The sequence below is a fragment of the Nocardiopsis sp. TNDT3 genome, from assembly GCF_003427465.1.
Classification (GTDB): Bacteria; Actinomycetota; Actinomycetes; order Streptosporangiales; family Streptosporangiaceae; genus Nocardiopsis; species Nocardiopsis dassonvillei.
Genome location: NZ_QPFC01000583.1, coordinates 1 through 2,617, shown reverse-complemented (window position 1 = coordinate 2,617; position 2,617 = coordinate 1). Strand labels below are relative to the sequence as shown.

The following is a 2,617-nucleotide window of genomic DNA, read 5'->3' as shown; positions in this document are numbered from 1 at the left end:
GGGCTGCGTCATGTCGCTGGTGGTCTCGGTGGCGCTGACCGCCCTGCTTCTGTTCATCCTCAACTCCCTGGGGTGAGGCGGGAGACGGGCGAGGCGGCCGGGATGCCTGTTCTCTGGGAACAGCGACGCCCGGCCGTGGTCCTCGGGGGAGGCGGCCGGGCGTGGGTGGTTCCAGGGATCAGCGAGAGAGGGCGGTTCTCAGGAAGCCGCTCCACTCGGCGGCGGGAAAGGGGAGGTGTCCGGCGCCGGGGTGCTTGGAGTCGCGGACGGCAGCGCCGCAGGGGAGGTCGGCTACCTCGACGCAGTTCTGGGCCCGGCCGCTGTGGGTGCTCTTCCGGAAGCCCGTGGGGATGTGCGCGACCTCGACACATTCGACCCTGTCGCTGCTGTAACTGGACTTGAAGAACCGTAGTTCGGTTCTGCTGGTCATGTCAGTCGCTCCTGCTCCATGATCTGCTGGACGAAGTGGGTCGTGCGCGAAGCTTGTAGCGCTGCTGAGTTCAGATGCGAGAAGATCGTGACATAGCGCTGCACGTCATCGGAATCCTGGGCAAAGAGACTCGCTGTCGCGGTCTCTGTGTAGGCGATGCAGGGATCGGCCGGGTTGGGGAAGTCCAGGAGGACGAAGGACCCGGACAGTCCAGCGTGCATGCCCGCGTCGAAGGGCAGCACCTGGATGTCCACGTTCTTCGTGGTGGCCATGTCCAGCAGGTGCTGTAGCTGCTCTCGCATGATCTGCGGGTCGTCGAGCCGCCTTCTCAGGGCTGCTTCGTCGATCACGGCCCAAAAGTGTGGCGGCTGGTAGCGCCCCAGGACGTGCTGGCGCTGTAGCCGTGCGTCAACGTTGCGCCTGACCTCATCGTCCGAGTAGGCGCGCCCGCCTCGGAAGACAGCCTCGCTGTACCTGGGCGTTTGCAGCAGGCCGGGGACGACCTGGCACTGGTAGGTCCGGATCATGGACGCTTCGGCCTCGAAGTCCGGTATGGCGTTACCGCCGAAGACATCCTTGTAGCTGGACCACCAGCCCTGTTCTTTGGACTCTCTCGCCAGCTCGTGAAGAGCTGCGCGGACCTCGTCAGGAGCCTTGTACAGGTCGGCGAGTGCGTCGATGTCACGCGCTCTGATGCGGCGTGCGTCCGCGCCTTCGATGTTGCTGAGGGTGGACTGGGGGACGTCGGCTGTCTTCGCGGCCACAGACAGCTTCAATCCCTGTGACTCACGTAGCCGTCGAAGCTCGCGCGCCAGTCGTCGGCGGCGCACCGTGGGGCTGATCGGGCTGTGCATGTCAGGATTCTAGACCAAGAGTTTTCGATTATCGTTGACAGCTCGATTATCGAGCTGCATGATGTGACTGTAGTCAGTGACTGATGGATCACAAAGAGTTCATGTCGGTCAGGCTACGCCCTGCCCGTTCCGCGCATCACGGCATCCGTGAGACTCCTCCAACGGGCACCACGAAACCCCTGCTCACGCCAAGGAGTGTGTTCGTCATGCCCGCGAAAGCCCACGCCCCGATGCCCGTGCCCGCGCTGGGAGAAGCCACGGTCCCGCTGGCCAGCTTCATCCGACCGGTCCACCGTCACTACTTCACCCGGCAGCCCGAGCGGCCCAACTACCGCATGCGCCGCTACGACTTCGCCGGAACCCCGGCCGTGATGCCGCTGGTCCGCGCGTTCCTGGACACCTGCGCCGTTGAACGGGACACCGACTACCGCTACCTGTTCACGCTGCTGGGATCGGAGCTGGCCAACAACTCGATCCGGCACAGTCTCTCCGGCCGACCCGGCGGCAGCTACACCCTCCTGGTCCACCGCCACCGGACCGGGCTGCACCTGGTCTGCCGCGACCGGGGCGGCCTGCGCGACAAGGACTCCCACCTGGAGCCCAAGAAGAACGGCCTGAACCTGGACGCCGAATCGGGCCGGGGCCTGGCCATGGTCAACGCCTTCGCCACCGCCTGGGGCGACAACGGCAACGCCCACTACCGCACGGTGTGGTTCTCACTGGCCTACGACCTCACCGGAAGCCGCTGGAACACCCACACCGACCTCTGACATGCCGCCGACATGAGACGGGCCCAGGAAAGCGTTGCAGCGCTTCTCCCGGGCCCTGAACCCTCGAAAACCAAACAGCTCGTATGTAAGGAAAAAGAGGATCTGATGCAGAACCCTATCCCCTCGCCCCGCCGTTCGGACGGCGTTCGACCGATGCCCCGGCCAATCCCATCGCTCCCGCGCCGCACTCCGCTCGTCGGCCCGGTCTGCCCGCACTGTGAGCACCCCTCGTGCCGCGTCCGCCGCGCCCAGCGCCTGCCCCGCCTGGGCGGCCACCGCTCCGAGTTCTCCCGCGAGCACGCCCAAGCCGCCGCGATCCAGAAGCGCTACCGCCACCTGATCGTCTACTATGGCGAGGCCACCCAGTCCTTCTGGGCGGTCACCCCCGCCGGACTCCTCGAAGCCGCGAACGCTGACGCCCTCCTCCTGGCCCTGTGGCCGCACAACGCCCCGTTCATGCCGCCCGCCCTGGCCGTCGAGGCCCTCACTCCCGTACCGGCCTGACCGGCCCTCCCACCACGGGCCGGAACCGCCGCCAGCGGTTCCGGCCCACCCGTGACTCA

General features: G+C 66.5%; 4 protein-coding genes. 2 read left to right on the top strand and 2 right to left on the bottom strand.

Annotation, left to right across the window (positions count from 1 at the left end; all coding sequences use genetic code 11):
* Positions 1-178: 178 nt before the first annotated feature.
* Both DQW06_RS14950 and DQW06_RS14945 read right to left on the bottom strand, forming a co-directional pair.
* Positions 179-430, bottom strand: a complete 252-nt coding sequence (locus DQW06_RS14950; RefSeq protein ID WP_117198701.1) for a DUF397 domain-containing protein — start codon at positions 428-430, stop codon at positions 179-181.
* Entirely contained in the window at positions 427-1,284 is an 858-nt protein-coding gene (locus tag DQW06_RS14945; protein ID WP_117198698.1) for a helix-turn-helix transcriptional regulator, read from the bottom strand. Before DQW06_RS14945 ends, DQW06_RS14950 begins: the two co-directional genes overlap by 4 nt.
* Positions 1,285-1,490: 206 nt before the next feature.
* Between DQW06_RS14945 and DQW06_RS14940 the strand changes: the two genes are divergently transcribed.
* Both DQW06_RS14940 and DQW06_RS14935 read left to right on the top strand, forming a co-directional pair.
* Entirely contained in the window at positions 1,491-2,054 is a 564-nt protein-coding gene (locus tag DQW06_RS14940) for an ATP-binding protein (RefSeq protein WP_117198705.1), read from the top strand.
* Between the two features lie 153 nt (positions 2,055-2,207).
* Positions 2,208-2,558 carry a hypothetical protein gene (locus tag DQW06_RS14935; protein WP_370449077.1) on the top strand — a complete coding sequence of 117 codons (351 nt, stop codon included), beginning with the start codon at positions 2,208-2,210 and terminating at the stop codon, positions 2,556-2,558.
* The last annotated feature ends 59 nt before the right edge of the window (positions 2,559-2,617 follow it).

Excerpts from the sequence above, each read along its gene's own strand:
- DQW06_RS14950 (WP_117198701.1), bottom strand. The coding sequence starts at position 430 with ATGACCAGCAGAACCGAACTACGGTTCTTCAAGTCCAGTTACAGCAGC.
- DQW06_RS14945 (WP_117198698.1), bottom strand. The coding sequence starts at position 1,284 with ATGCACAGCCCGATCAGCCCCACGGTGCGCCGCCGACGACTGGCGCGC.
- DQW06_RS14940 (WP_117198705.1), top strand. The coding sequence starts at position 1,491 with ATGCCCGCGAAAGCCCACGCCCCGATGCCCGTGCCCGCGCTGGGAGAA.
- DQW06_RS14935 (WP_370449077.1), top strand. The coding sequence starts at position 2,208 with ATGCCCCGGCCAATCCCATCGCTCCCGCGCCGCACTCCGCTCGTCGGC.